The 25,686-nt window shown below is 67.2% G+C and carries 22 protein-coding genes; 10 read left to right on the top strand and 12 right to left on the bottom strand.

Annotation, left to right across the window (positions count from 1 at the left end; translation table 11 throughout):
• Positions 1-9 precede the first annotated feature (9 nt).
• Positions 10-756 (bottom strand): 2OG-Fe dioxygenase family protein, encoded by a 747-nt coding sequence (locus ACUJB0_RS14120; protein ID WP_444845772.1) that lies wholly within the window; start codon positions 754-756, stop codon positions 10-12.
• Positions 757-764: 8 nt separating this feature from the next.
• Positions 765-1,226: a MarR family winged helix-turn-helix transcriptional regulator gene (locus ACUJB0_RS14115; RefSeq protein ID WP_444845771.1), complete on the bottom strand. Its 462-nt coding sequence runs from the start codon at positions 1,224-1,226 to the stop codon at positions 765-767.
• Positions 1,227-1,343: 117 nt separating this feature from the next.
• Between ACUJB0_RS14115 and ACUJB0_RS14110 the strand changes: the two genes are divergently transcribed.
• Both ACUJB0_RS14110 and ACUJB0_RS14105 read left to right on the top strand, forming a co-directional pair.
• A complete protein-coding gene (locus tag ACUJB0_RS14110; protein ID WP_444845770.1) occupies positions 1,344-2,459 on the top strand; it encodes an HD-GYP domain-containing protein in 1,116 nt (371 codons plus the stop codon).
• A gap of 16 nt (positions 2,460-2,475) precedes the next feature.
• Complete coding sequence (locus tag ACUJB0_RS14105) at positions 2,476-4,392, top strand: CHASE domain-containing protein (protein WP_444845769.1); 1,917 nt, start codon at positions 2,476-2,478, stop codon at positions 4,390-4,392.
• Here the strand turns inward: ACUJB0_RS14105 and ACUJB0_RS14100 are convergent.
• On the bottom strand, positions 4,380-5,198 hold the full coding sequence (locus ACUJB0_RS14100) for a sugar phosphate isomerase/epimerase family protein (RefSeq protein ID WP_444845768.1): 819 nt from the start codon (positions 5,196-5,198) through the stop codon (positions 4,380-4,382). The genes ACUJB0_RS14105 and ACUJB0_RS14100 overlap by 13 nt on opposite strands.
• Entirely contained in the window at positions 5,198-6,037 is an 840-nt protein-coding gene (locus ACUJB0_RS14095; RefSeq protein WP_444845767.1) for a phytanoyl-CoA dioxygenase family protein, read from the bottom strand. The genes ACUJB0_RS14100 and ACUJB0_RS14095 overlap by 1 nt, the downstream gene beginning before the upstream one ends.
• Positions 6,038-6,144: 107 nt before the next feature.
• Between ACUJB0_RS14095 and ACUJB0_RS14090 the strand changes: the two genes are divergently transcribed.
• Positions 6,145-7,086 (top strand): LysR family transcriptional regulator, encoded by a 942-nt coding sequence (locus ACUJB0_RS14090; RefSeq protein WP_444845766.1) that lies wholly within the window; start codon positions 6,145-6,147, stop codon positions 7,084-7,086.
• 4 nt (positions 7,087-7,090) lie between these two features.
• Here ACUJB0_RS14090 and ACUJB0_RS14085 read toward each other — a convergent pair whose 3' ends face one another.
• Both ACUJB0_RS14085 and ACUJB0_RS14080 read right to left on the bottom strand, forming a co-directional pair.
• Positions 7,091-8,797 (bottom strand): Ig-like domain-containing domain, encoded by a 1,707-nt coding sequence (locus ACUJB0_RS14085; RefSeq protein WP_444845765.1) that lies wholly within the window; start codon positions 8,795-8,797, stop codon positions 7,091-7,093.
• Positions 8,798-8,852: 55 nt separating this feature from the next.
• Positions 8,853-9,932, bottom strand: coding sequence for a M29 family metallopeptidase (locus ACUJB0_RS14080; protein ID WP_444845764.1), 1,080 nt, complete (start codon positions 9,930-9,932; stop codon positions 8,853-8,855).
• Between the two features lie 163 nt (positions 9,933-10,095).
• Here ACUJB0_RS14080 and ACUJB0_RS14075 point away from each other — a divergent pair, with 163 nt between their 5' ends.
• From ACUJB0_RS14075 to ACUJB0_RS14065, 3 genes are all read left to right on the top strand, one after another.
• Positions 10,096-10,542, top strand: a complete 447-nt coding sequence (locus ACUJB0_RS14075) for a hypothetical protein (RefSeq protein WP_161084741.1) — start codon at positions 10,096-10,098, stop codon at positions 10,540-10,542.
• A gap of 38 nt (positions 10,543-10,580) precedes the next feature.
• Entirely contained in the window at positions 10,581-11,048 is a 468-nt protein-coding gene (locus ACUJB0_RS14070; protein ID WP_444845763.1) for a cache domain-containing protein, read from the top strand.
• 75 nt (positions 11,049-11,123) lie between these two features.
• The gene (locus ACUJB0_RS14065; RefSeq protein WP_444845762.1) at positions 11,124-11,477 is read left to right on the top strand and encodes a F0F1 ATP synthase subunit B family protein; all 354 of its coding nucleotides are present in this window, start codon (positions 11,124-11,126) and stop codon (positions 11,475-11,477) included.
• Positions 11,478-11,489: 12 nt separating this feature from the next.
• Here ACUJB0_RS14065 and ACUJB0_RS14060 read toward each other — a convergent pair whose 3' ends face one another.
• From ACUJB0_RS14060 to ACUJB0_RS14035, 6 genes are all read right to left on the bottom strand, one after another.
• Complete coding sequence (locus ACUJB0_RS14060; protein WP_444845761.1) at positions 11,490-13,604, bottom strand: sensor domain-containing diguanylate cyclase; 2,115 nt, start codon at positions 13,602-13,604, stop codon at positions 11,490-11,492.
• 102 nt (positions 13,605-13,706) lie between these two features.
• A complete protein-coding gene (locus tag ACUJB0_RS14055; RefSeq protein ID WP_444845760.1) occupies positions 13,707-15,881 on the bottom strand; it encodes a tetratricopeptide repeat-containing diguanylate cyclase in 2,175 nt (724 codons plus the stop codon).
• A gap of 146 nt (positions 15,882-16,027) precedes the next feature.
• Complete coding sequence (locus ACUJB0_RS14050) at positions 16,028-18,094, bottom strand: tetratricopeptide repeat-containing diguanylate cyclase (protein WP_444845759.1); 2,067 nt, start codon at positions 18,092-18,094, stop codon at positions 16,028-16,030.
• A gap of 158 nt (positions 18,095-18,252) precedes the next feature.
• Positions 18,253-20,055, bottom strand: coding sequence for an ABC transporter ATP-binding protein (locus tag ACUJB0_RS14045; protein ID WP_444845758.1), 1,803 nt, complete (start codon positions 20,053-20,055; stop codon positions 18,253-18,255).
• Entirely contained in the window at positions 20,045-21,799 is a 1,755-nt protein-coding gene (locus tag ACUJB0_RS14040) for an ABC transporter transmembrane domain-containing protein (RefSeq protein ID WP_444845757.1), read from the bottom strand. The genes ACUJB0_RS14045 and ACUJB0_RS14040 overlap by 11 nt, the downstream gene beginning before the upstream one ends.
• A 77-nt stretch (positions 21,800-21,876) precedes the next feature.
• A complete protein-coding gene (locus tag ACUJB0_RS14035; RefSeq protein WP_444845756.1) occupies positions 21,877-22,638 on the bottom strand; it encodes a phasin family protein in 762 nt (253 codons plus the stop codon).
• A gap of 258 nt (positions 22,639-22,896) precedes the next feature.
• On the opposite strand from ACUJB0_RS14035, the gene ACUJB0_RS14030 reads away from it, so the two are divergent.
• From ACUJB0_RS14030 to ACUJB0_RS14015, 4 genes are all read left to right on the top strand, one after another.
• On the top strand, positions 22,897-23,148 hold the full coding sequence (locus tag ACUJB0_RS14030) for a DUF2164 domain-containing protein (protein ID WP_161089874.1): 252 nt from the start codon (positions 22,897-22,899) through the stop codon (positions 23,146-23,148).
• 25 nt (positions 23,149-23,173) lie between these two features.
• Positions 23,174-24,448: an amidohydrolase family protein gene (locus tag ACUJB0_RS14025; RefSeq protein WP_444846053.1), complete on the top strand. Its 1,275-nt coding sequence runs from the start codon at positions 23,174-23,176 to the stop codon at positions 24,446-24,448.
• Between the two features lie 62 nt (positions 24,449-24,510).
• A complete protein-coding gene (locus ACUJB0_RS14020; RefSeq protein WP_444845755.1) occupies positions 24,511-25,032 on the top strand; it encodes a GNAT family N-acetyltransferase in 522 nt (173 codons plus the stop codon).
• Positions 25,029-25,544, top strand: coding sequence for a GNAT family N-acetyltransferase (locus ACUJB0_RS14015; protein ID WP_444845754.1), 516 nt, complete (start codon positions 25,029-25,031; stop codon positions 25,542-25,544). Before ACUJB0_RS14020 ends, ACUJB0_RS14015 begins: the two co-directional genes overlap by 4 nt.
• Positions 25,545-25,686: the final 142 nt, after the last annotated feature.

Below are 25,686 nucleotides of genomic sequence, written 5' to 3'. Positions count from 1 at the left end.
TTTAGCCCGTCAGGGGGCGTTTTCCTGGCCCTGGAAGCCGCCCGCGCGCCACGTCAGCACCAGCGTGTCGCGATGGCCGTGCTCCGCCAACGGCTGGATCGGCGTCGATTCGTGGATCACCGCGGCGTCGTCCAGCAGCAGCATGGTCCACGGCTCGGTCATCGTGAAGCGCTTGCCGTTCGGGCCATCGGCTTCAAAGATGCGAGTCTCCCCGCCCTTGATCTGCTCGCGCCCCACCAGCAGCACGGCGACGAAATCGACGCCGTCGCGGTGGGCGCCTTCCGGCGTCGGCCGGCCGATGCCGTCGGTGGTGTCGATGCGGAACTGGTGCGCTTCAACATACCACGGCGCGCTGCTGCGGCGCGCAGCGCTGCACAACTGGCCGATGCCGCGCACCAGCTTTTGCCACGCCGGCTGCGCCACGGTGGCCGGCAGCATCGGCTCGAACAGGCGGTTCATGCCGCCGTGCAGGGCGTTGTATTCGAGCGGCTGCCAGTGCGCGCGGTGCGGCGACTGCGTCAGCTCGGCGCCGTTTTGCACGAAGCACGAATGGCGCCGGCGGCGGTAACGGCCGCCGTCCTTGAGGTAGTTGTCCAGCTCCAGCGCGTCCCAGCTGGGCGTCAGCGCGTTCAGCTCCGCCAGCGTCACGCCGGCCAGCGCCGCCACGTCCTGCGGCGGCATGACCGCGTAGCCGTCCTTGCGCAGCGCCTCGGCCACATGGAGGGGATGGGTGTAGATCGGGTTCGAGGTCGTCATCGGCGCGCTCAGCTCGCGGACATCAGGCTGGTACGCAGCGCGTCGAGCTGCTGCTTCATGCCGACCACTTCGTCCAGCGTGCAGCGGGTCGCTTGCAGGATGGACGGCGGCAGCTTGGCCGCCTCGTGGCGCAGCGCGTCGCCGTGCGGCGTGAGCGAGATGATGACCTGGCGCTCGTCGTTGGCGGCGCGGGTGCGGGTGAGCAGCTCGGCCTGTTCCATGCGCTTGAGCAGCGGCGTCAGCGTGGCCGAGTCGAGGAACAGGCGCTCGCCCACCTCCGACACGGTCAGCTCGTTTTTCTCCCACAGCACCATCATCACCAGGTACTGGGAATAGGTCAGGCCGAGGCCGCGCAACAGTTTGCGGTACAGCTTGCTCATCGCGAGCGAGGTCGAGTACAGCGCAAAGCACAGCTGGCCGTCCAACTGGGGCACGGCGGAAGGGGCGGGTTGGGGTGTTTTGGTATCCATGATTACAGTATAGATAGTGCGCTATACAATTGCAAGCTAACCGAGAAAAATGTTTTGCAGGCAAAACGCCTCGGTTATGATGATATCGACAAAGACCAATATCAGGAGTAGTGGCAGATGAATATCAAAAAGGCCATCGTGCTCGTCGCCGACGAGGCGGCGGACAACCTGATCCTGATGCATGGCCTGCTGCAGGACCAGTACGAGGTCAAGCTGGCCAACAGCGGCCGCGCCGCGCTGGACATCATGCAGCAGGTGCCGCGCCCGCACCTGGCGGTGCTGGACGCCGCGTTGCCCGAGGTGGACGGCTACAGCGTGTGCCAGCAGCTCAAGTCCAGCCCCGACACCGCCGACATCCCTGTCATTTTTCTGCAACGTCACGCCGACGAGGCGCGCGCCTTCCGCGCCGGCGGCGCCGACACGGTCCACAAGCCGATCGCCGCCGACGTGCTGCGCGCGCGGGTCGACACCCATCTGCAGCTGCGCCACTCGCGCGAGCTGCTCAAGCAGCAGCGCAACCTGCTGGAGCACGTGGTCGAGGAAGTCACGGCGGAGCTGAGCCAGATGCTCGACGCGATGATCTGGGCGCTGGCCTCGCTGGCCGAGACGCGCGAATACGAAACCGCCAACCACCTGCGCCGCGTGCAGCACTACGTGGCCGCGCTGGGCCGGCAGCTGCAGCCGCACAAGCGCTTCAAGGAAGAGCTGAGCGAGGCCAATATCAAGTCGCTGTTCAAGGCCGCGCCGCTGCACGACATCGGCAAGGTGTCGATCCCGGACGCCATCCTGCTCAAGCCGGACCGCCTGACGGACGAGGAGTTCGCCGTGATGAAGATGCACACGGTGTCCGGGCGCGACGCCATCGTCAACGTCGAGAACCACCTGGGCTACACCAACACCTTCCTGCGCTACGCGCGCGAGATCGCCTACTCGCACCAGGAGAAGTACGACGGCTCCGGTTATCCGCAAGGCCTGGCGGGCGACGCCATCCCGATGTCGGCGCGGCTGATGGCGGTGGCCGACGTGTACGACGCGCTGATCTCCAAGCGCGTCTACAAGCCGGCCTTCACCCACGAGACGGCGATGGAGATGATCAGGCAGGGCAGCGGCGAGCATTTCGATCCCGACGTGGTCGACGCCATGCTGACCATCGAGGAGGAATTCATGGCCATCGCCGAGCGTTACAGCGATCATCCGGCCAGCGGCGCGGCGGCGCCGCACATCGCGGCATAGGCGCCGCCCAGCCATCATGCGATCGCGCGGATACCTGGCGTTCATCGTAGGTATCTGCGTCACCGCCGCGACCTGCGGCTTCGTGGTCATGACGCAGCGCCAGCAGGTGCAGGCGAACTTCCAGCGCGACGTCGACAAGGTGGCGCACGACACCGAGGTGCGGCTGCAAACCTACTTCGACGTGCTGCTGGCCATCAAGGGCATGTACGCGTTGGACCAGGACATCGACCGGCTGCGCTTCCACCGCTTCGTGGCGGAGCTCAAGCTCGATCGCCGCTATCCCGGCTTCCAGGCGATCCAGTTCGTGCGCGCCGTGCCGCAGGCGCGCCTGGCGCCGTTCGTCGCCGCCGTCAAGGGCGACACCTCGATCGATGCCGGCGGCTACCCCGGTTTCCTGGTGCACCCGGCCAATCTGCGCGACCCGCACTTCATCATCGAATACACCGAGCCGCTGAAGGGCAACGAGAACGCCTTCGGCCTCGATCTGTCGGCATTGCCGCCGCACCTGAAGGCGCTGGAGCTGGGCCGCGACACCGGCGAAATCGTCGCCACCGAGCGCATCACGCTGGTGCAGGACGCCACCGGCGAACCGGGTTTCGTGGCGCGCGCGCCGGTCTACCGCGGCGGTGCGCCCTTGCAGACGGTCGAACAGCGGCGGGATGCGCTGGTGGGCTTTGTCGCCATCGTGTTCCGCGTCAGTACGCTGATGCGCGAGGTGATCGACTCGCCGCTGCTGGAGCATCTGCACGTGCGCATCGACGACGACGGCTATTTCGACGCGAAGGCGGCGCAGGCGCCCAGCGCCGACACGCTGCTCTACAACAGCGCCGGCGTGGCCGGAGTGCGCGAGCCGCTGGACGGCCTGGTGTCGCAGAAGGCGCTGCTGGTCGGCCAGCGCCGCTGGCTGATGCGCTTCGAAGGCTACGGCGGCGGGCGATACGGCCGCTCGCCGCTGCTGGTGCTGCTGATCGGCGTAGCCGGCTTCATTATCAGCGCGCTGTTCGGGGCGCTGCTGGTGTCGACCCGGCGCGTGGTCGACGCCAAGCACGGATTGGAATACAGCCTCGCCGAGCTGGAACGGCAGAAGGCCAATGTGGAGCAGGCGCGCAGCGACCTGGCGGTGGTGGTGGAAACGCTGAAGCAGGCGCAGACCAACCTGCTGACGTCGGAGAAGATGGCGTCTCTGGGCGCGCTGGTGGCCGGCGTGGCGCACGAGCTCAATACGCCGATCGGCAACAGCCTGCTGACCGCCAGCGCGCTGAGCGACATGGTGCGCGATTTCGAACGGCGCCTGGCGGAGGAAGGCGGCTTGAAACGCTCGGTGCTGGAGGCCCACCTGCACGACGCCCGCAAGGCCTGCGACATCATGAACAGCTCATTGACGCGGGCGGCCGATTTGATCACGTCCTTCAAGCAGGTGGCGGTGGACCAGGCTAGCGGCCAGCGGCGCCGCTTCAAGCTCGACGAGGTGGTGCACGATACGCTGGCCACCTACGCGGCGCAATTGCGGCGCAGCGGCTGCGAGGTGCGCGTGGACGTGCCGGAGGGGCTGGAGTTCGATTCCTATCCGGGCAGCTTGAGCCAGGTGTTGAGCAATTTGATCGGCAACGCGCTGCTGCACGGCTTCGACGGCCGTGGCCACGGTGCCATCGCGGTCGAGGCGAGGCGCGAAAGCGCGGACACGGTGAAGCTGATCTTCTCCGACAACGGCGCCGGCATGACGGCCAACACCCTGCACAAGGTCTTCGATCCCTTCTTCACCACCAAGCTGGGACAGGGCGGCTCGGGGCTGGGGATGAATATCGTTTATAACATTGTCACCGGCGTGCTGCGCGGGACGATACGGGTGGATTCCTCGCCCGGCGCCGGCACCACCGTCACGCTGGTGTTGCCGATGCAGGCGCCGCAGGAACCTGTGCCTCAGGAAGCGTAGCGGGCCCGCAGCAGCGCCAGCATCGCCACGTTCAGCTCCCACGCGTTCGATACTTCCTTCTGTGTGTAGGGCAGCGTTTGCGTGTACGGCACCGGGCCGAATTCCGGCGTCAGCGTCATGCGCTGCGCCCCGGCCGCGCGGCGCAGCCGTATCACCTCGTCCCACCACGCCAGGTGCGCCTGCAGCGCGGCCTGCGCTTCCGGCGCGCGGAAGTCGGCCACCTGCGGCCCTTGCGGATGGCCGACGCGCGCGTGGATGTGGCGCACGTGCGGCAGCGTCGCCGCCAGCGTGTGCGGCTGGTCCTCCAGCAGCGATTCGCAGGCGCAGCACCAGTGCGAGAGGTCGGCCGTCAGCTCCAGCTCCGGCATCTGTTCCAGGTAGGGCAGCAGCAGCATCGGGTGGCCGCTGAAACGGCTGCGGTGGATCTCGTGCACGATAGGCACGCCGTGCTGGCGCGAAATGGCGGCGGCCAGTTCCAGCAGCTCGCGGTTCTGCGCCGGCGTGAAGTAGTCCTTGCCGGTGTGCGAGTTCACATGCAGCGGCTTGGCCGCGCAGGCGTTGTGCAGCAGTTCGGCCAGCGCGTCGCGGTGCGGTTCGAAGGTCGGATGGAACACCGTTTCCCATTGGGCGGCGATCAGTTCCAGGCCGGCGGCGGCGATGCGGCCGGTCCAGTCGTCGCGGGCGGCGGCGTCCAGCGGCAGCGACATTTCGATGCCGTCGAAGCCGGCCTGCTTGACGCGGTCGATGAACACCTGCGGCGCCAGGTCGTTGTTGCCCCAGTGGGCGGCGAAAATCTGGACCCGCATTACAGGAAGCCCCGCACCGGGAAGGAAGCGTCGCGCTGGATCCAGTTCTGCGGCGAGTATTCGGTGGCGGCATCGGTCACGTGCAGCGTGTAGGCGTGGCGCGAGACGGCCGAGCGGTTCGGCGCGCTGTAGTGCGGCAGCAGGCCGTGGAAGCATACCAGGCTGCCGGCCTTGCATTCGAGCGGCACGGCGGTGCGGTCGTCCGGCCACGGCATGTCGCTCAGTTTTTCCATGCGCACCTCGTCGCCGTTGCGCAGGAAGCGCTCGCGCATCGGGCCGCGGTGGCCGCCCGGTTCGGCCCACATGCAGCCGTTCTGCAGGGTGGCGTCTTCCAGCGCGAACCAGAAGGTGGTCACGCTGATTGGATTGGTGTCGAAGTAGGTGGCGTCCTGGTGCCAGCGCACCTCGCCGCCGATGCCGGGCTGCTTGAAGATGTACATCGACTGCCAGACCTGCGCCTGCGACAGGCCCAGGTCGCGCGCCACGGCGGGCAGCCGCACGTCGGTGGAGAAGGCGCGGAACACCGGGTCCAGGTCGTGCATGGCGTGGCCGATCTTGTTGATCGACAGCGACTTGTCCTGTTTCAGCTGGCCGTCCGGACCGAACGCCTCTTCCTCGAAGAAGCAGCGCACCGTGTTGTCGGAGCCGAGGAAGTAGTCGTCGTTGGTCTTTTCCTGTTCGACGGTGCTGAAGATGCCGGATTTGGCGCTGGGATCGAAATCGTTGACAATCTGCGCGGCGCGTGCGCGCAGCGCGGCGATCTCCTGCGGCGTCTTGAAGTTGGGCAGGACGATGTAGCCGTCGCGTTGGTATTGTTGTTTTTGTGCGTCTGTCAGCATGGCGGGCTCCGAAGTGCGGGAAGGGATGACGCATTGTAGGGCGCGCACCGGAGCGGGACAATCCGTAAAAGGTTGACACATTGTCTCCATAATGAAGACAATGTGATATGGATCAATTACGCGCAATGGAGATTTTCATCGAGGTGGCGCGCCAGCGCAGCTTCAGCGAGGCGGGCCGCCGCCTGGGGCTGACGCGCGCCATGGTCAGCAAGCATATCCTGCAGCTGGAGGACAAGCTGCAGGCGCGCCTGCTGCACCGCTCGACCCGCGAGGTGAGCCTGACGGACGCCGGCCAAGCCTATCTGGCGCCGTGCATCGCGACGGTGGAGCAGTCGCAGGAGGCGGCGCGGGCGCTGAGCCAGGCCACCCAGGCCGGCGCCGAACTGGCGGGGCCCTTGCGGATACAGGCGCCGTCCAGTTTCGGCAGCGAGTGGCTGGCCGACGCGGTGGCGCGCTTCAGCGTGCCGCATCCGCAGCTGGCGCCGATGCTGTACGTGGACGACGCGCTGCTCGATCCGATCGAGCATGGTTTCGATTTGACGGTGCGGGTGGGCGGCATCCCCGACGTGCACGCGCTGGCGATGCGGCAGCTGGCGCCGTGCCGGGGCGTGTTGTGCGCGTCGCCGGCCTACCTGGCGCGCCACGGCGTGCCGCAGTCGCCGCAGGACCTGCACCAGCACCGCTGCCTGCACTTCAGCCACCTGACCGACGGCACGCAATGGCACTTCACGCGCGGCGCGGAGCGGCAGACGGTAAGGGTGCAGGCGGCGTTCACCGCCAACAATGGCGTGGTGCTGCAGCGCGCCGCGCAGCGCGGGCTGGGCATCGTCTACAACACCACCTTCCTGGCCTGGCGCGCGCTGATCGAGGGCACGCTGGTGCCGGTGCTGACCGACTGGGAGCTGCCGCTCAACCATCTGAGCGCGCTGTATCCGGCCAGCCGGCAGCCGTCGGCCAAGGTGCGGGCGCTGATCGATTTCCTGGTGGCCGAATACCAGCCGGTGCCGCCGTGGGACCGCGAGCTGCGCTCCCACGGCTTGCTGGCTTAGTCCGCTAGCGGCCGGTCAGGCGGGCGTAAGAGGCTTGCACGGGCGAGCTGTAGAGGTTGGCGTACTGCGCCCACAGCAGCATGGCCTGGCCGCTCTGGTCCAGCGACAGCGCGGGATCGCCCATCGCCGAGGTGCCGGAGGCGAGCGACACCGGCGCATCCCATTTGCCCGCCGCGGCGTTGAAGCGCATGGTGACCATCGAATACACGCCGCCGTCGTAGTTCACCCACGAGGTGAGCGCGTTGCCGGCCGGGTCGAACGCCAGCGGCATGATGGAGCCGGTGTAGCTGGAGATGTTGGGCAGCGCGGTCCAGGTCCCGGTCGAGCGCTGATAGCGCCGGCTGTTGATGTTGAAGGTCGAGGGGACGGTGTAGGTGGCCCACACCAGCAGCGCGTTGCCGGCGGCGTCGACCGCCAGCGTGGAGTCATGGTAGGCCGTGTCCATCAGCTCGGGCTGGCCCCAGGTATTGCTGGCGCCGGTGTAGCGGACGGCGTGCACGGAGCTGGGGCTTTGCGGCGTCGCCAGGCTGAGGATCGCCAGCGCGTCGCCGGCGGCGTCGAAGACGAACTGCGTGACGCTGGAACCACCGGTCGCGCCCGGCGCGATCTGGGTGTTCGGGCTCCAACTGCGGGCGCGGGCGTCGTAGCGCGCGGCGTAGGCCTGGCCGATGCCGCCGTTCGGGGCGAGCTGCGACCACAGCACCATGGCGTTGCCCGCAGCGTCGATGGCGGCGATCGGGAAGCCGGTGTCCGCCAGGCTGTTCTGCAGCGATCGCGCCGGCGTCCATTGCTGGCTGGTCGCGTCGAAGTAGGCGATATCGGTGGTGCTCTGGCTGACGACGGTGCTGTGGTATTGCAGCCAGGCGACGATGATGTCGCCGGTGCGGCTGATGGCGACCGTCGCCCCGGAGTAGCGCGACGAATATTCGCCCGGCCGGGACACGACCGCCGGCGCCGACCAGCGGCCGGTGGCGGCGTTGTAGCGCGCGGCCTTGATCGCGTACTTGCCGTTGTCCAGCTGCTCCTCCCACACCGCGCAGGCGTTGCCGGCGTCGTCGGCGCGCAGCACCGGCGACTCGCCCCATTTTTCGGTGCCCTGGATGGAGGTGGTCGTGCCCCAGCTCTGGGTGGCGGCGGTGTAGCGGGTCGAGGTCACCTGCGAGGCGCCGTTGGCGCCCACTTCGGTCCAGACCGCCAGAACATCGCCGTTGCGCGCGCCGGCGGTCTGCAGGCTGCCCATGGCGGGCTTGCTGACCGGGGACTTGACCGTGGCGCCCCAGGTCGGCATGCGGGTGTCGAAGCCGGCGCTGTAGGGCGCGGCCAGCACGCCGCCGGCGGTGGCGCGCAGCGAGGTGGCGGCGCTGAGCTGGTAGTGGCTGCCCCAGACCAGCGGCTGCGTCGGCGTCAGCGTGACGGTGCTGCCGTTCAGCGCCAGGCTGCTGTTGACCGCGCCGATGGGGCTGCTCAGCGTGACCGCTGCGACGCTCACCGTGGTCGCGTCCAGCGTCTGGTTGAACATCAGGCTGGGCGTGGCGTCGGTGCCGCTGGCGCCACCGGGCGCCGGGTTGGACGCGCCGACCGCCAATGGCGTCGCCAGCACCGGCGTGGGGGCCGGCGCGGGCGCGGAGGCCGGAGTGGAACCGCCGCCGCCACCGCAGGCGCTCAACAGCAGGGTAACGATGGACAGAATGGGGAAGGATGAATGGCGCAAAATAATTCTTTCTAAGAATGATTTCCTGAAAGAATTATTATAATCTATTAAACTTTTATCCGGTTTTTTGAGTGGTGTCGAGCCGCCAGGCGCCGTCCTGGTAGACCCGCTCGTCGTCCAGGTAGACCGCCTCGGTCACGGCGAACACGTCGACGTGGTAGCGCGCGTCCTTGCGCTTGAACTGCGGCTTGGCGTACACGCCGTGCTTGGCGCCCAGCGACAGGTGGATGCCGCACATGCGCTCGTAGGTGCCGATGTCGTCGACCATGCGCTCGCGCGAGAAGGCGCGGTTCATGCCGAAGCCCAGTTCGCGCAGCCACACCTCGCCCTCGTGCGCGCGGATGATGGCCAGCATGTTGTCGAACTCCGGCGTGGCGTTCTCGGCGCCCACCACGCGGCCCTTCTCGACGATCAGCGTGACCGGCGTGGCCGGCTGGTTGACCAGGAAGTTGGTGTCGCCGAACACGAAGATCCGCACCCGGCCGTTGACCGCCTCCAGGTCGCGCGCTTCGGTGAATACCTCGCCCAGCGGGAACTGGCCGCCGACGTTGTTCATGCCGCTGTAGTCGCCGATGTTGAGCTTGGCCGATTCAAACGGCGAGCCGAACACCAGCCGGGCGCCGTCGCCGCTGTCGACCACGCCGTGTTGCGCGCGGTCGATGCGCGCCTTGAGCGCGTGGCCCACGCCGCGATAGTAGGCCGGGTCGTAGGCCAGCGAGGCGATGTAGTGCAGGCCCTGCTCGCCGGGCATGCGCGACAGGTGCACGTGCTCGATCACCTTCAGGCCGCGCTTGAACAGCTCGATGCGGATGCGGAACGCCTCCAGCCGGAAGCTGGTCGACTGGATCAGCACCACCAGGTCGCCCGCGTGCAGGCGGGCGAAGGCGGCCAGCACCTGCTCGGGCGTGGTGCTGTCGAAGTCGACGAACTCGGCGTCCGGCACCACGCGGCGGTAGGCTTCGGTCAGTGCGCGGTTGAGGTCGGTGCGGGTGTCGTGGACGATCAGCGCGGCGTGCGGGGCGGCGTGTTCGATGGCCACGGCCAGCGTGTCGCGCACGTTGCGCTCGGCGGTGTCGACCGCGTGTTCGGGAATGGCGCCGAAGCGGGAGCCGGCGGGGAGGGAGGACGACGTCATGGCGTGGCGGGCAGAAAGGATCAGCCCGCATTATACGGGCTCGGCAGGCGCGATTACCCGTTGCGCCACGCCTGCGCGGTTTCTCCTTGTATTGGGCAGGGGCGCGAGATAGAATCACAAATATAGCCTAGCAGCAACTCCGGCGACGACAACAGGAAGCGTGATGAGCGTAATAATGGGACAGGATTTGCCGCTGGAGCGACCGGACGCCACCGGCCGCGCAGCGTTGTTCGTGCCGACCGCGAACATCAAGGACGATGTGCTGGAGACGGTGCGCAAGGGTGCGGCGATTGTCGGCTTCGGCAACCACGACCGCACCTTGACCATCTACTACGAGAGCAACCGCTTCAACGAACCCAACCTGGCCAAATGGGAGCAGAAGGCGCGCAAGGCCTTCGAGCGCCTGGCCGAGAACCTGCCGACCGTGTCCAAGATGGTGAGCAAGCCCGAGAATTTCGAGCAGGTCGGCTACATCAGCAGCAAGGGCATCTTGATCCGCCGCATGGAAAAATTGATGAAGTGGCTGGAGGCGTCCGAGGCGCTCGATGGCGCGCCGGAGTCCGAGAACATCGTCTTCACGCCGCCGCCCCCGCCCAAGAAGATCACCTGACCCACGCCGCCGCGGCGCCCGCACTGAGGAGATACACGATGAAGCATCTGTTCCAGTTGTTAATGGCCGCCGCACTGACCCTGAGCCTGACCGGCGCCGCCTCGGCGCAGGACGCGCCCCGGCGCGGCACCGCCGACGAGGCGGTGGCGATGGTCAAGCGCGCCGGCGAGTATCTGCAGAAGAACGGCAAGGACAAGGCGGTGGCCGCGTTCAACGATCCCAAGGGCGAATTCATCCAGGGTGACCTGTACGTGTTCATGTTCGACAAGACCGGCGTGGCGCTGGCGCACGGCCAGAACCCCAAGATGGTCAACAAGAACCTGATGGAGCTGAGCGCCGGCGGCGTGTATCCGATCAAGGAATTCCTCAAGATCGCGGCCAGCCCGGCCGGCAAGGGCTGGGTCAAGTACATGTGGCCCAACTCGATCAGCAAGAACCTCGAAGAGAAAAACACCTACGTGGAAAAAGTCGGCGACTACGTCATCGGCGTGGGCATCTACAAGTAAACCGCCATCGGTGCGCTGTTCCGGTGCTCGGCGATGTATGCTGTCGGGAATGTTTGATTCCTTGAGGAGATGGCGATGACGGCGATGACAACGGTGCGCGGCGCGGCCGCCGCGATGGTGGTGCTGGCGCTGCTGGGCGGCTGCCAGAAGAAGGATCCCGCTACCCCCGGCCCGGCGGAAACGGCCGGCCGCAAGCTCGACCAGGCCACCGACAAGGCCGGCCGCCAGCTGACCGAGGCCGCGCAGCAGGCCAACCAGCAGATCACCGACGCGGCCAAGGAAACCAGCCAGCAGATCGACAAGGCCACCGAGGCCGCCGGCGAAAAACTCAACCAGGCCACCGAGCAGGCCGGCAAGAAGCTGGAACAGGCCGGCGAAAAAATGCAGGAAAAAGCCCGCGAGCGCGAGGCGTCCACGCCCGCCAAATAAGGCGGCTGAGGCTCAGCGGCCGCTCTTCTGCGCCGCCTGCTTGAGCGGCACCACGTTGCCGTGCTCCGACGGCGACGGCGACGGCGTTTCCGGCTCGCCGCCCAGCACCACGCTTAGGTCCACATAGCCGGCCCGCCACGCGCTCTCCAGGTCCTGCTCGATCGCCTCCATCGTGGTCAGGTGGAAGTTCTCGAAACCGCGCACGCCGTAGGCGCGGTTGCGGCCGTGCGACTTGGCCAGGTACAGCGCCATGTCGACCAGGTTGACCGCGCGCTCCCACGGCAGCGGCGCGCCGTCCGGCGACAGCGGATACGGCGAGAAGCCCACCGACACGTTCACCGAAATCTCGTGCTCCTGGTAGCGGATGGCCTGCGATGAAATCCCCACCAGGATGCGGCGCGCGATCTCGTCGACGCCGTGGCGCGGGATCGCCGGCAGGAAGGCCAGGAACTCCTCGCCGCCCCAGCGCACGATCATGTCGGTCTCGCGCAGCACCACGCGCAGGTTCTCGGCGATCATCCGCAGCACGGCGTCGCCGGCCGCGTGGCCGTAGCTGTCGTTGATGTGCTTGAAGTGGTCGACGTCCAGCAGGAACAGCGCGCCGACGATGTCGTCGCCGTGCGGCGTGCGTTGCGCCACCTGCGACTGGCCGGGCGCGCGCGGGTCCGGCAGGGCGCGCATGTAGTCCTGGAAGTGGCGGCGGTTGTACAGCGCGGTGAGCGGGTCCAGCGTCGATTGCGCCTTGAGTTCGATGTTCTTCACCTCCAGCCGGGCGTTGGCGTGGCGCACCTTGCGGTACAACAGCCCGACCACGCCCGAGGCCAGCGCGCACGCCAGCGCCACCAGCCACCAGACGCGCTGCTCCAGCCGGCGGTTCTCCAGCTCCGCGCCCTTGACCTGGCTTTCACGGCGCAACAGCTCGATCTGGCGCTGCTTTTTTTCGGTCTCGTACTTCTGCTGCAGCTCCAGCATGGACTTGCGGCGCTGGGTTTCCTCCATCTCGTCCGACAGCTTGCGCTCGCGGTGATAGGCCTGCACCGCGCCCGCCATGTCGCCCGCCTGTTCCAGCGCCTGGCCATATTCCATCAACGCTTCCTGCAGGTCGGAGCCGCGGCCGCTCTGGTCGAGCGTGGCCAGGCCGGCCTCGTAAAACTTCTTGCCCTCGGCGACCCGCCGCATGCCCAGATAGGCATGGCCGAGGTTCATGCGCGACTTCGCCATGCCCACCACGGACTTGCGGGCGGTCGCCTCCTGCAGGGCTTCGGACGCGTAGTGCGCGGCCTGCGCGTAGTCGTGCTGCTTCAGATACAGGTCGGAGATGTTGACCTGCATGGCGATCAGCATGCGCCGCTCGCCCAGCTTGCGCAGCAGCGCCAGGTTGTCCATCAGCGCCTGCAGCGCGCGCTGCGGCTGGCCGAAGCGGTTGGCCACCTCGTATTCCATGAATTTGACGTCGATCGCCAGCGACGGCGCCGGCTGCGCCGCCACCGCCTTCTCCATCTCGGCCAGCGCGGCGTAGGCCTGCTCGCGCTCTCCGGTGCGCACGTGGAGATGGATCAGTTGCTGCAGCGCGTTGGGCAGCAGGACCGGCACGTCCGTCGCCTGGCGCGCCAGCTGGACCGCCGCCTGCAGCTGGTCCAGCGCGGTCAGGAAATTGCCCTGCGCCGTGCTCTGCATACCGGCGGTGGTCGCGGCCCGCGCTTGCGCGGCCTTGTCGCTGGTGGTGTAGGCCAGCTTTTCCGCCTGCAGCGCCAGCGTGTAGGCCTCGTTGGCATGGTCGCTGCCGGCCAGCGCGATCGCCCGCGCCCGCATGCCTTCGGCGACGATGGCGTCGTCGTGCTGCGCGCGGCCGAGGGCGGTGAGCTCGGCGGCGGTCGCCAGCGCCGCGTCGAACTGGCGCAGATAGCTTTGCGTGGCGCTGAGCTGCACCAGCCGTTCGGCGCGGGTCCGGACCGGCGCGGCAGCCATCTGCGGTTGCAGTTCGAGCAGCTGGGCCAGGGCCTTGTCGGGATCGAGGTTGCTTTGTTCCTGCAATTGCGCGATGCGCTGGTCGAGCTCGGACAGCGCCAGCGCCGCTCCCGGCGCGAGCGCGAGCAGGAGGGCGGCGCACCGCAGCCGCGCCCGCACTCCTGTCCATCTGTTTCCTGGCTTGATCACCGCCTGCCGCCCCTCGCTTTGAAAATTTCCAAAAAAACCCAGCTTATTATATTTCAGTTGAAATTTGGAAAGTCAATGAGGTGTGGTCTTCGCCGGTTCCGGCGTGCGCTTGAGCGGAACCACGTTGTTGTGTTCGGCCAGTCGCTGTTCCTGCTCGCTGCCGAACACCACGCTCAGGTCGACGAAGCCGGCCCGCCACGCGCCCTCCAGGTCCTGTTCGATCTGCTCCATCGAGGTGTGCTGGAAGTTGTGGAAGCCGCGCAAGCCATAGGCGCGGTTGCGGCCGTGCGCCTTAGCCAGGTACAGCGCCATGTCGACCAGGTTGACCGCGCGTTCCCACGGCAGCGGCGCGCCGGCCGGCGCCAGCGGGAACGGCGCGAAGCCCACCGACACGTTGACTGAAATCTCCTGGTCCTGGTAGCGGATGACCTGCGACGAGATGCCGGCCAGGATGCGGCGCGCGACCTCGTCAACGCCATGGCGCGGCAGCGCCGGCAGGAAGGCCAGGAACTCCTCGCCGCCCCAGCGCACGATCATGTCGGTCTCGCGCAGCACCACGCGCAGGTTCTCGGCGATCATCCGCAACACGGCGTCGCCGGCGGCATGGCCGTGGCGGTCGTTGATGTGCTTGAAGTGATCGACGTCCAGCAGGAACAGGGCGCCGACGATGTCGTCGCCGTGCAGCGTGCGCTTGTCCAGCACCGGCAGGCCGGCGTGCAGGCTGTCGCGCATGAAGTCCTGGAAGTGGCGGCGGTTGTACAGCGAGGTCAGCGGATCGAGGGTGGACTGCGCCTTGAGCTCCAGGTTCTTCACCTCCAGCTGGGCGTTGGCGTGCCGCACCTTGCGGTACAACAGCCCGACCACCACCGACGCCAGCGCGAACACCAGGGCCAGCAGCCACCACACGCGCTGCTGCAGGCGGCGGTTGTCGATCTCGGCGCCCTTGACCTGGTTCTCCTGGCTCAGCAGCTGGATCTGGCGCTGCTTCTTCTCGGTCTCGTATTTTTCCTGCAGCTCCAGCACCGCCTGCCGGCGCTGCTTCTCGAACAGTTCGTTCGACAGCTTGCGCTCGCGGTGGTAGGCCGACACCGCGCCGCCCAGGTCGCCCGAGCGCTCCAGCGCCTCGCCATATTCGCGCAGCGCCGATTGCAGGTCGGGCTTGTTGTTCTCCTGCTCGTAGCGGGCCATGCCGGCCTCGTACTGCTTCTTGCCCTCGGCGATGCGGCCCATGCCCAGGTAGGCCTGGCCCAGGTTGACGCGCGCGGTGGCCTCCACCGACTTGTCGTTGGTCAGCTGGGTCGAGCGCAGCGATTCGGTCGCGTACTGGGCCGCGCGCGGGTAGTCGTGCTCCTTCAGGTAGCTGTCGGACAGGTTGACCAGGGTCACGCCCATCATGCGCTCGGCGCCCAGCTTGCGCTCCAGGTCCAGGCTTTGCAGCAGCGCGCGCAGGGCGCGCTTGGGCTGGCCGGAATCGATGGCCAGGCCGTACTCGGTGATCTTGGCGGCCGCCATGCGGCCCGGCGAGCGCAGCTTCTCGGTCTCGGTCAGCAGCTCCTCCAGCGCGGCCGAGGCCTTGTCGTAGTCCTTCATCTGCGTGTACAGCCCGACCAGCTCGTTGAGCGCGCCGACCAGGATCACTGGATCGTCGTTCACCTGGCGCGCCATGTCGACGCCGTTCTGCAGCTTGACCAGCGCGGCGGGGAAGTTGCCTTGCGCGGCGTAGGTGTCGCCGACCGCCACCGCGATCTGCGAGCGCAAGGCCAGGTTGCTGCTGTTGGCGGCGGTCTTCTCGGCGTCGAAGGAGAGCTGGTGCGCGGCCTTGACGTCGGCGCGGTCGAACAGCACGAAGCTCTTGACCATCTGGCCCTTGGCGATGATGGCGTTGTCGCGCAGCGACTGGCCATAGGCGATCAGCTGGTCGGCCGCGGCCAGGGCGGCGTCGCTGTGGCCGGCGCGCATATTGGCCATGGTCAGCTGGGTGAGCAGTTCGGCCTGGGTGGCGGGCGGCGCGTTGACCGCCTCGGCCTGCAGCTTGAGCAGCTGCGTCAGGGCCTTGTCCGGCACGAAGCGGCTTTGTTCGCGCACTTCGAGGATGCGGGCATACAGCGAGGACGGCACGGCATCGGCCGCCATCACCGCCGCCGGCGTCAGGGCGAGTGTCACGGCGGCCGCGAGGGCACGCGGTCCCGCGCGAACTAGCCACCAGCCATTTCTGATACCCGCCAACTGACGCTCCCGGTTGTCCATTGCACGTGCAAAGTGTCTAGACAATTATATTCTTGTTGCAGACGAGAAAGCCCCTGAAACCATGATTTTTCACCCGAAAATGCACACTATTCGTGGCGGAAATGGCAAGAAAATGATCGATATTGCCAGTTGAATAGCAATGTTTTTTACAACGTTGCCAGAACGGGAAGGCTGTCGGCGGCCTGCACCACGCTCAAGTCCACGAGGCCGGCCCGCCACGCGCCCTCCAGGTCCTGTTCGATCCGCGCCATCGAGGTGTGCTGGAAGTTGTGGAAGCCGCGCACGCCGTAGGCGCGGTTGCGGCCGTTGGCCTTGGCCAGGTACAGCGCCATGTCGGCCAGGTTGACCGCGCATTCCCACGGCAGCGGCGCGCCGGCCGGCGCCAGCGGGTACGGCGCGAAGCCCACCGACACGCTCACCGAAATCTCCTGCTCCTGGTAGCGGACGACCTGCGACGCGATGCCGTCTAGGATGCGGCGCGCGACCTCGTCGATGCCGTGGCGCGGCAGCGCCGGCAGGAAGGCCAGGAACTCCTCGCCGCCCCAGCGCACGATCATGTCGGTCTCGCGCAGCACCACGCGCAGGTTCCCGGCGATCATCTTCAGCACGGCGTCGCCGGCGGCGTGGCCGTGGCGGTCGTTGATGTGCTTGAAATGGTCGACGTCCAGCAGGAACAGGGCGCCGACGGTGTCGTCACCTTCCGGCGCGCACTCGCGCATGTGGTCCTGGAAGTGGCGGCGGTTGTACAGCGAGGTCAGCGGATCGAGGGTGGACTGCGCCTTGAGCTCCAGGTTCTTCACCTCCAGCTGCGCGTTGGCCTGCCTCATCCTGCGGTACAACAGGCCGACCACCACCGACGCCAGCCCGAACACCAGGGCCATCAGCCACCATACGCGCTGCTGCAGGCGGCGGTTCTCGATCTCGGCACCCTTGACCTGGTTCTCCTGGCTCAGCAGCTGGATCTGGCGCTGCCGCTTGTCGGTGTCGTATCTTTCCTGCAGTTCCAGCACCGCCTGCCGGCGCCGCTTCTCGAACAGCTCGTTGGACAGCACGCGTTCGCGGTGGTAGGCCGACACCGCCGCGGTCAGGTCGCCCGCCTGCTCCAGCGCCTCGCCGTATTCGCGCAGCGTGGCTTGCAGTTCGGGCTTGTCGTTCTGCTGCTCGTAGCGCGCCATGCTCGCCTCATACTGCCGCTTGCCCTCGGCGATGCGGCCCAGGCCCAGGTAGGCCTGGCCCAGGTTGGAACGCGCGACCGCCTCCACCGTTTGGTCGTTGCTCAGCTGGGTGTAGCGCAGCGATTCCTTCGCGTACTGGGCCGCGTGCACATAGTCGTGCTCCTTCAGGTAGTTGTCGGACAGGTTGACCAGGGTCGTGCCCAGCATGCGCTCCGCGCCCAGCTGGCGTTCCAGGTCCAGGCTGTGCAGCAGCGCGCGCTGGGCGCGCTTGGGATGGCCGGTGGCGGTGGCCAGGATGGACTCGGTGTTCCTGGCAGCCGCCATGCGGCCCGGCAGGTGCAGCTTCTCGGTATAAGGCAGCAGCTCGTCCAGCGTGGCGTAGGCCTTGTCGTATTCCTTCATCTGTCTGTACAGCCCGACCAGCGCGTTGAGCGCGGCGAACAGGATCAGCGGATCGTCGTTCACCTGGCGCGCCAGGTCGACGCCGTTCTGCAGCTTGACCAGCGCGGCGGGGAAGTCGCCCTGTATCGAGCAGGTCTGGCCGGCGGTGACGGCGGCCTGCGAGCGTACCGCCAGGTTGCTGCTGGCGGCGGCGGTTTTTTCGGCGTCGAAGGACAGCTGGTTCGCGGCCTTGACGTCGGCGCGGTCGAACAGCGCATAGCTCTTGGCCATCTGGCCCCGGGCGATGATGGCGTTGTCGCGCAGCGACCGGCCGTAGGCGATCAGCTGGTCGGCTGCGGCCAGGGCGGCGTCGCTGTGGCCGGCGCGCAGGTTCGCCATGCTCAGCTGTTCGAGCAGCTCGGCCTTGGCGGCCGGCGGCGCACTGGCCGATTCGACCTGCAGCCTGAGCAGCTGCGGCAGCGCCTTGTATGAGACGAAGCGGCTTTGTTCGCGCAGCTCGAGGATGCGGGCATGCAGCGTGGGCGGGCCATCGTCGGCTGCGGCCGGCGCGGCCGCTGCCAGCGCGAGCGCGGCGGCGGCCGCGATGGCGCGCGGTCCCGCGTGGACTAGCCTCCAGCCATTTCTGTTCCCTGCCAACTGACGCTCCCGGTTGTTCCGCCGCACCTGCAAAGTGCCTCGGTGATTATATTCGTGTTGCAGACAGGAAAGTTCGCAGGGCAGGAATTTTTCACACGGGAACGACATATTGCCAACAGGATGGCAATACTTCCAACATTGTCGGCGGGACCGGAAAGCTAGGCGGCCAGCTGCTGCAGCAGGTAGAGCCGCTGGTACAGGCCGCCGTTGATCTGCATCAGCTGCTCGTGCGGGCCGGTCTCGGCGATGCGGCCGTGGTTGAGCACGATGATGCGGTCGGCGTCGCGGATGGTCGACAGCCGGTGCGCGATGGCGATCACCGTCACGGTGCCGCGCAGCTCGTCGAGCGCGGTCTGCACGATCTGCTCGGTCTGCGAATCGATGTGCGAGGTGGCCTCGTCCAGCAGCAGGATGCGCGGCGCGCCGGCCAGCGCGCGGGCGATGGCGATCAGCTGCTTCTGGCCGACCGACAGCCGCGAGCCGCCTTCGCCCAGCGCGGTGTCGTAGCCCTGGTCCAGCGCGGCGATGAAGTCGTGCGCGTGGGCGGCGCGCGCGGCGGTCTCGATCTGCGCCTGCGTCAGGCCGCGGCCCATGTCGATGTTCTCGCGCGCCGAGGCGGCCAGCAGGAAGGGGTCTTGCGGCACCAGGCCGACGTCGGCGCGGAAGCGCTCGTTGGCGATGGCGTCCAGCGGCACGCCGTGGATGGCGATGCTGCCCTGGCGCACCGGATAAAAACGCAGCAGCAGCGACAGCAGCGTGGATTTGCCGCTGCCGGTGTGGCCGACGATGCCGACGAAGGCGCCCTGCGGGATCTCCAGCGACAGGTCGTGCAGCACCGGATGGCCTTCGTTGTAGGCAAAGCTCAGGTGGCGGATGGCGACCGCCGGCGCGTTGGCATCGTTGGCGGCGGTGCGCGCGGTGGCCAGGCCGGCGTCGTGGCCTTGGCTGGCGTGCTCGGTGGCGGTGGCCTCGTCCAGCAGCGTGGCCACGCGCGCGGTGGCCACCACCGATTGCTGCAGCTGGCTGAACTGCATGGTGATCTGGATCAGCGGCTCGATCACGCGCGCCAGGTAGCTGATGAAGGCGTACAGCACGCCCACCTCGGCGGCGGTCATGGCGCGCTGGCCGAACAGGTAGATCACCGCCGCCAGCAGGATGATGTTGAACAGGTCCAGCGCCGGGCGCAGCAGCCAGGCGTTGGCGCGCAGCTCGGCCAGGCGGGCGGTGTAGTGGTCCTGGTTGGTGGCGGCGAAGCGCTGGCCGAAGCGCGCCTCGGCGTTGTTCGCCTGCAGCACGCTCATGCCGCCGATCGACTCTGCCATCTGGCCGTTGATGTCGCTGCGCAGCGCGCGGGCGCGCGTGACGGCCGGCGCGCTCCAGCGCTGGTACAGCCAGACGATCAGCAGCACCGCCGGCAGCAGCGCCAGCACGATCAGCATCAGGTGCCAGTCCAGCCAGGCCATCGCCGCCACCGTGCCGACCAGTACGATGGTCGAGTCCAGCATCACGAACAGCACCTGGATGTACAGCGTCTTGACGGCCTCGGTGTCGTTGGTCACGCGCGAGACCAGCTGGCCGGTGATGGCGCGGTCGAAGAAGGCCATCGGCAGCAGCAGCACGTGGGTGTAGACCATCTCGCGCAGCCGCATCACCGAGCGCATCGCCAGGCCTGACAGGCGCACCAGCTGCAGGTAGCGCAGGCCGCTGGCGATCCAGCCGGTCAGCACCATGCCGCCCAGCAGGCCGGCCATGCGCGGCCAGTCCAGGTGGTGCGGCAGCAGGTGCTCGTCGATCAGCGCCTTGCCCATGATCGGGCCGGACACTTCCAGCAGCGCGGCCAGCACCAGCCACAGCACGGCCCAGCCCAGGTGGTGCTGGTCGGGCAGGGCGGCCCGGCGCAGCAGGGAGAACGCCTGCCAGGTCTGGCGGCGCGCGGAGGTGGGTTCGGGCTTAAAGGGCATTGAGGCTGGCTTCCAATTGTTGATAGCGCCACTGGCTGGCGTACCAGCCGTCCTGCTCCAGCAGTTGTTCGTGGCTGCCGGTTTCGCTGACGCGGCCGTCGCGCAGCACGACGATCAGGTCGGCGTTGACCACCGCGCTCAGGCGATGGCTGGCGATGACGGCGCTGCGGCCGTGGCGCGCCTGGCGCAGTTCCTCCAGGTGGCGCAGGATGCGCGTCTCGGTGCCGGTGTCGACGGCGGACAGGGCGTCGTCGAGCAGCAGCAGGTCGTTATCGGCCAGCAGCGCGCGGGCGATGGCGACGCGCTGGCGCTGGCCGCCGGACAGCGTGATGCCTTTCTCGCCCACCTCGGTCTCATACCCTTGCGGGAATTGCAGGATGTCGTCGTGGATGGCGGCCAGCGTGGCCGCGTGCTCGACCTGCGCGCGCGTGGCGCCGGGACGCGCCAGCGCGATGTTGTCGGCGATCGAGGCGGAGAACAGGAACGATTCCTGCGGCACCCAGCTGATGGCGGCGCGTAGCGCGTGCAGCTTGTATTCGTCGAGCGCGTGGCCGCTCCAGCGCACGCTGCCCGATTGTGGCGTCAGCTGGCGCAGCAGCACCCGCAGCAGGGTCGACTTGCCGCAGCCGGTGGGGCCGACCAGGCCGAGCGTCTGGCCTGGCTTGAGTTCCAGCGTGATGCCGCTCAGCGCCGGCGCGCCCTGTTCGGGATAGGCGTACGTGACATTGTGCAGCGACAACGGACCCGGCGCCACAGCGGCCAGCGTGCCGTGGTCGTCGATGGCCAGCGGCGCGTCCAGCATCGGATGCAGGCGCTGCCAGGCGGCGCGGCCGCGCTCGATCAGCGACAGCACCCAGCCGGCCGCGAACATCGGCCAGATCAGCTGGCCGAGGTACATGGTGAAGCTGGTCAGCGCGCCGATGGTCAGCTGGTTCTGCCAGACCAGGTAGCCGCCCAGGCCCAAGGTCAGGCCGCCGGCCGCGGTCAGCGTCAGGCCGACCGCCGGTTCGTAGGCCGCCTCCCACACTTGGGCGCGCAGGCTGGCGTCGGACGCCTTTTGCGCCAGCTCGCCGAACTGGCGCGCGCTGCGCTGCTCCAGGCCCAGCGCGCGCAAGGTGCGCACGCCGGACAGGGTTTCCTGCACATGGTCGTTGAGGGCGCTGAAGCGCTTGAGCGAATCGGTGGAGGCGGTGTGGATGTGGCCGGAGATGTACCAGAACGCCCATCCCATCAGCGGGAACGGCAGCAGCGCGATGCAGGCCAGGCGCCAGTCGACGCCGAGCAGCATCACGCCCAGCACCATCACCAGCGTCAGCGCGCCGTCGAAGCCGGCCAGCATGGCTTCGCCGGCGGCCATCTCGATGGCGTCGATATCGTTGGTGGCCAGCGCCATCAGGTCGCCGGTGCGCTGGCGCTGGTAGAACGCGGCGCCTTGCACGGTGAGGCGGTTGTACAGGCGGGTGCGCAGCGACACGCCGAGCTGGTAGGCGGCGCCGTACAGGATCTGGCGCCAGGCCACGCGCAGGAAATAGATGCCGGCGCCGATCAGCAGCAGTGTGCCGATTTCCATCAGCAGCGCGTTGCCGCCGAGGGTGTGGGCGGCCAGGCCGTCGATCATGGCGCCGACCTTGCGCGGCACCCAGATGGTGAGGATGGCCACGCCGGCCAGCATGGCGCCGGACAGGGCGTAGGCACGGCTGTGCTGGCGGACGAAGCCGCCGATCAGCACGGAAAGTTTAGACATGTTGCCTCGGATTAGCGCGTAGTCCGCTAGGATACAACATGCCCGCCGGACGTGCCCGGCACCAGCGCGGCGCTAGCTTACTTCTTGGATTTGCTGCCGCTCAGCATGTCGAGCTGCTTGCTGCTGGGTTTGACCTTTGGCGCCGGCACGGATTTCAGATCCGGCTTGCTGTCGACGGCGGCGGCCACTGGTTTTTCAGGCGGCGCCGGGAACGAACGCTTGACCGCGGCCTTGACTTCCACCGGCGCCGGCGCTTCCTCGGCGGCTTTCGGCTTGGCAGTCGCCTTGGCGGTTTTGACTTCCGGCGCGGCGACCGGCTCGTTGGCCGGCGTTGCCACCGCCACCACCACCGGCGGCGCAACCACGGCCGGCGCTGCGGCTGGAGCGGCGGCAACCGGCGCCGCGGCCACTGGCGCTGCGGCTACCGGCGCGGCAGCGGCTGGAGCGGGCGCGGCCGCCTTGACGCCGGCCTTCAGCGCGGTGACCGGCGCGGCGGCCAGGTCGGAGACTTGCTTGATGGTGGACTGCGCGCTCTGGATCAACTCGTTCTGGACGCCGGAGGCGATGCTGTACAGCTCACGGCCATAGGCCAGCAGGTTGTCGAAGCTGGCCGGTTCGGCGGCGCTCAGGCTGAAGAATTCGCGCGGGTCCTTGGCGCCGAGCAGTTTTTTCGCCGCTGCCGACGATTTTTCCACCGAAGCCTTGGTGGTGCTGATGTTCAGCGCGATGACCTTTTCCGCGCTCTCGACGGCGGTGCTGGCAAACGTGTTGAAGATCTTGAATTGGGCTTCCAACTGGGACTTCGTAGCTGCGGAAAACTGTTCGGTGATCGAAGACATGGTTTCTCCTGAGACGATTAGAATGTCGGTCAAGCTGCGCACACGGGGTGCATTATGATGCATTGCAATATCCTCATTCTAGCGGCGAAAGCCGGGCTTGGAAAGTTATTTTATCTGCCATGTCGCAAAGCCCGCAACAAGGAAACATGCCGCGTGGACACTACCCGTACGGATGTTGATCTACCGCAATGCAGACAGGAAAAAACTCTGGATTACTGCGCCGCAACAAGTTATCGAATTCAATGAAAAAGGAAACGCATGGCCATCAAATTGAACAAGGAAGTCGAGCAACGCCTGCTGGGTTCCATCCAGCGCTACTGCGCGGAAAACATGGACGAGGAGGTGGGTGAGCTGAAGGCGCGCCTGCTGCTCGATTATTGTTTGCGTGAAATCGGCCCGTCTGTCTACAATCAGGCCATCCTCGACGCCCAGGCGGCGATGCAGGACAAGATCGCGGAGATCGAAACGGTCTGCTACGAGTCGGAATTTTCATACTGGACGAAAAAATAGGCGGGGAGCGCGGATGGATGCGGTGATCGAGACGGTAATACGAAACGCCAGCCTGGCCGATGGACAAACGGGCGTGGACGTCGCCATCGGGCACGGCCGCATCACCGCCGTCGGCCCGGCGCTGCCGCTCAAGGGCGCGCAGGAAATCGACGCCGGCGGCGACCTGCTCAGCGCGCCGTTTGTCGACGCCCATTTCCACATGGACGCCACGCTCAGCTACGGCCTGCCGCGCGTCAACGCCTCCGGCACTTTGCTCGAAGGCATAGCGCTGTGGGGCGAGCTCAAGCCCGAGTTGACCCAGCAGGCGCTGGTCGAGCGCGCGCTGCAGTATTGCGACTGGGCCGCCGCGCGCGGCCTGCTGGCGATCCGCACCCACGTCGACATCTGCGACGACCGCCTGCTGGCGGTGGAGGCGCTGCTGGAGGTCAAGCGCCTGGTCGCGCCCTACCTGGACATGCAACTGGTGGCCTTCCCGCAGGACGGCGTGCTGCGCAGCCCGACCGCGCTGGCCAACCTCAAGCGCGCGGTCGGCATGGGCGTGGACGTGGTGGGCGGCATCCCGCACTTCGAGCGCACCATGGCCGACGGCGCCGAGTCGGTGCGCATCCTGTGCGAGTTCGCCGCCGAGCAGGGCCTGATGGTGGACATGCATTGCGACGAGTCGGACGATCCGATGTCGCGCCACATCGAAACGCTGGCCTACCACAGCAACCGGCTCGGCCTGCACGGCCGCGTGGCCGGCTCGCACCTGACCTCCATGCATTCGATGGACAACTATTATGTGAGCAAGCTGCTGCCGCTGATCCGCGAGGCGGGCGTGGCGGCGATCGCCAACCCGCTGATCAACATCACGCTGCAGGGCCGCCACGACAGCTATCCGAAGCGGCGCGGCATGACGCGGGTGCCGGAGATGCTGGCGGCCGGCATCGAGGTCGCGTTCGGCCACGACTGCGTGATGGACCCGTGGTACAGCCTGGGTTCGGGCGACATGCTGGAGGTGGCGCACATGGGCCTGCACGTGGCGCAGATGACGGGGCAGGACGCCATGCGCGCCTGCTACCAGGCGGTGACGGCGGCGCCGGCGCGCATCCTCGGCCTGCGCGACTACGGCGTGGCGGTGGGCTGCCACGCCGACCTGGTGCTGCTGGACGCGGCCGATCCGGTGGAGGCGATCCGCCTGCGCGCGGCGCGCCGCATGGTGATGCGGCGCGGGAAGGTGATCGCCGAGGCGCCGCGCGCGCAGGCGCGCCTGAGCTTGCCGGGGCGGCCGGCCACGGTCGATTTCCGCTTGGGGCGCTGAGGCTGGACTTGCCTTCGGAAATACATGACAATCGAACACTGTTTAACTCGCCTGGAGCCGACTTGAAAGAAATCGCCATCCGTCCCGCCTCGGAAGCTGACTTCGGCGCCATGTGGGAAATTTTCCAGGAATTGATAGCCAGCGGCGACACCTATTTGTTCGCCGCCGACACCAGCCGCGAAGATTGCCATGCGTACTGGTTCGGTCCCGGGGTGCAATCGTATGTGGCCGTCCTGAACGGCGAACGGCTGGTCGGCATGTACCGCCTGATCGCCAACCAGCGCGACCGCGGCTCGCACGTTGCCAGCGCCTCCTTCATGGTCAGCCCGGCGGCGCAGGGCGTCGGCGTCGGCAAGCTGCTGGGCGGCGACTGCCTGGACCGCGCACGCGCGCAAGGCTACCTGGCGATGCAGTTCAACTACGTGGTCAGCTCCAACGTCCCCGCCGTGCTGCTGTGGAAGAAGCTCGGCTTCACCATCGTCGGCACGCTGCCGCGCGCCTACTATCACGCCCATCTCGGGTATGTCGACGTGTACGTCATGTACCAGTTGCTGGACGATCCCTCTCATTGGCCCGATGCATGAAGATATTGGAAACCGAACGCCTCAGCCTGCGCACCATCACCGTCGATGACGCGCATTTTTACTTTGAACTGGTCAACGATCCAACCTGGCTGGAGTTTATCGGCGACAAGGGCATCCGCAGCATCGACGATGCGCGCAAGGCCATCATCGAAGGGCCGCGCGCGATGCAGGAGCAGCGCGGCCATTCGCTGTACGTGATGGAGCGCAAGAGCGACGGCGCGCCGCTGGGCTTGTGCGGCCTGATCAAGCGCGACGGCCTGGACGATGTCGACATCGGCTACGCGATCCGCCCGGCCTGGTTCGGCCAGGGCTACACCTACGAGGCGGCGGTGGCTGTGGTGGCCTACGCGCGCGACCAGCTGCGCATGCGGCGCCTGCTGGGCCTGACCGATCCGGGCAACGCCAATTCCATCCGGCTGCTGCAAAAGCTGGGGCTGGAATTTGTCGAGCTGCGCAAGCTGCCGCCGCATGACCGTCCTACCAATATTTACCGCATCGAGTTGCAGGGCTGATCGCTTGGGCTGTTGCAACGGTGGGAATTCGATAGATTTTTGAGAGGGGTGGCTTGGATTTTCTGGCGCGTGAGCGCATGATGGATTTTAAGAACTAAAGGTTGCCTGGTCCCCAAAAAACGGCCGCAATTCAAGAAATATG

This window comes from Duganella caerulea, from assembly GCF_040362985.1.
Taxonomy (GTDB): Bacteria; Pseudomonadota; Gammaproteobacteria; order Burkholderiales; family Burkholderiaceae_D; genus Rugamonas; species Rugamonas vulcania.
The sequence above is the reverse complement of the archived record's forward strand: the minus strand, read 5'-3'. Positions and strand labels throughout refer to the sequence as shown.

Coding starts and splice junctions, on each gene's coding strand:
- ACUJB0_RS14120 (WP_444845772.1), bottom strand. CDS start 756: ATGACGACCTCGAACCCGATCTACACCCATCCCCTCCATGTGGCCGAG.
- ACUJB0_RS14115 (WP_444845771.1), bottom strand. CDS start 1,226: ATGGATACCAAAACACCCCAACCCGCCCCTTCCGCCGTGCCCCAGTTG.
- ACUJB0_RS14110 (WP_444845770.1), top strand. CDS start 1,344: ATGAATATCAAAAAGGCCATCGTGCTCGTCGCCGACGAGGCGGCGGAC.
- ACUJB0_RS14105 (WP_444845769.1), top strand. CDS start 2,476: ATGCGATCGCGCGGATACCTGGCGTTCATCGTAGGTATCTGCGTCACC.
- ACUJB0_RS14100 (WP_444845768.1), bottom strand. CDS start 5,198: ATGCGGGTCCAGATTTTCGCCGCCCACTGGGGCAACAACGACCTGGCG.
- ACUJB0_RS14095 (WP_444845767.1), bottom strand. CDS start 6,037: ATGCTGACAGACGCACAAAAACAACAATACCAACGCGACGGCTACATC.
- ACUJB0_RS14090 (WP_444845766.1), top strand. CDS start 6,145: ATGGATCAATTACGCGCAATGGAGATTTTCATCGAGGTGGCGCGCCAG.
- ACUJB0_RS14080 (WP_444845764.1), bottom strand. CDS start 9,932: ATGACGTCGTCCTCCCTCCCCGCCGGCTCCCGCTTCGGCGCCATTCCC.
- ACUJB0_RS14075 (WP_161084741.1), top strand. CDS start 10,096: ATGAGCGTAATAATGGGACAGGATTTGCCGCTGGAGCGACCGGACGCC.
- ACUJB0_RS14070 (WP_444845763.1), top strand. CDS start 10,581: ATGAAGCATCTGTTCCAGTTGTTAATGGCCGCCGCACTGACCCTGAGC.
- ACUJB0_RS14065 (WP_444845762.1), top strand. CDS start 11,124: ATGACGGCGATGACAACGGTGCGCGGCGCGGCCGCCGCGATGGTGGTG.
- ACUJB0_RS14055 (WP_444845760.1), bottom strand. CDS start 15,881: ATGGACAACCGGGAGCGTCAGTTGGCGGGTATCAGAAATGGCTGGTGG.
- ACUJB0_RS14045 (WP_444845758.1), bottom strand. CDS start 20,055: ATGCCCTTTAAGCCCGAACCCACCTCCGCGCGCCGCCAGACCTGGCAG.
- ACUJB0_RS14040 (WP_444845757.1), bottom strand. CDS start 21,799: ATGTCTAAACTTTCCGTGCTGATCGGCGGCTTCGTCCGCCAGCACAGC.
- ACUJB0_RS14035 (WP_444845756.1), bottom strand. CDS start 22,638: ATGTCTTCGATCACCGAACAGTTTTCCGCAGCTACGAAGTCCCAGTTG.
- ACUJB0_RS14030 (WP_161089874.1), top strand. CDS start 22,897: ATGGCCATCAAATTGAACAAGGAAGTCGAGCAACGCCTGCTGGGTTCC.
- ACUJB0_RS14015 (WP_444845754.1), top strand. CDS start 25,029: ATGAAGATATTGGAAACCGAACGCCTCAGCCTGCGCACCATCACCGTC.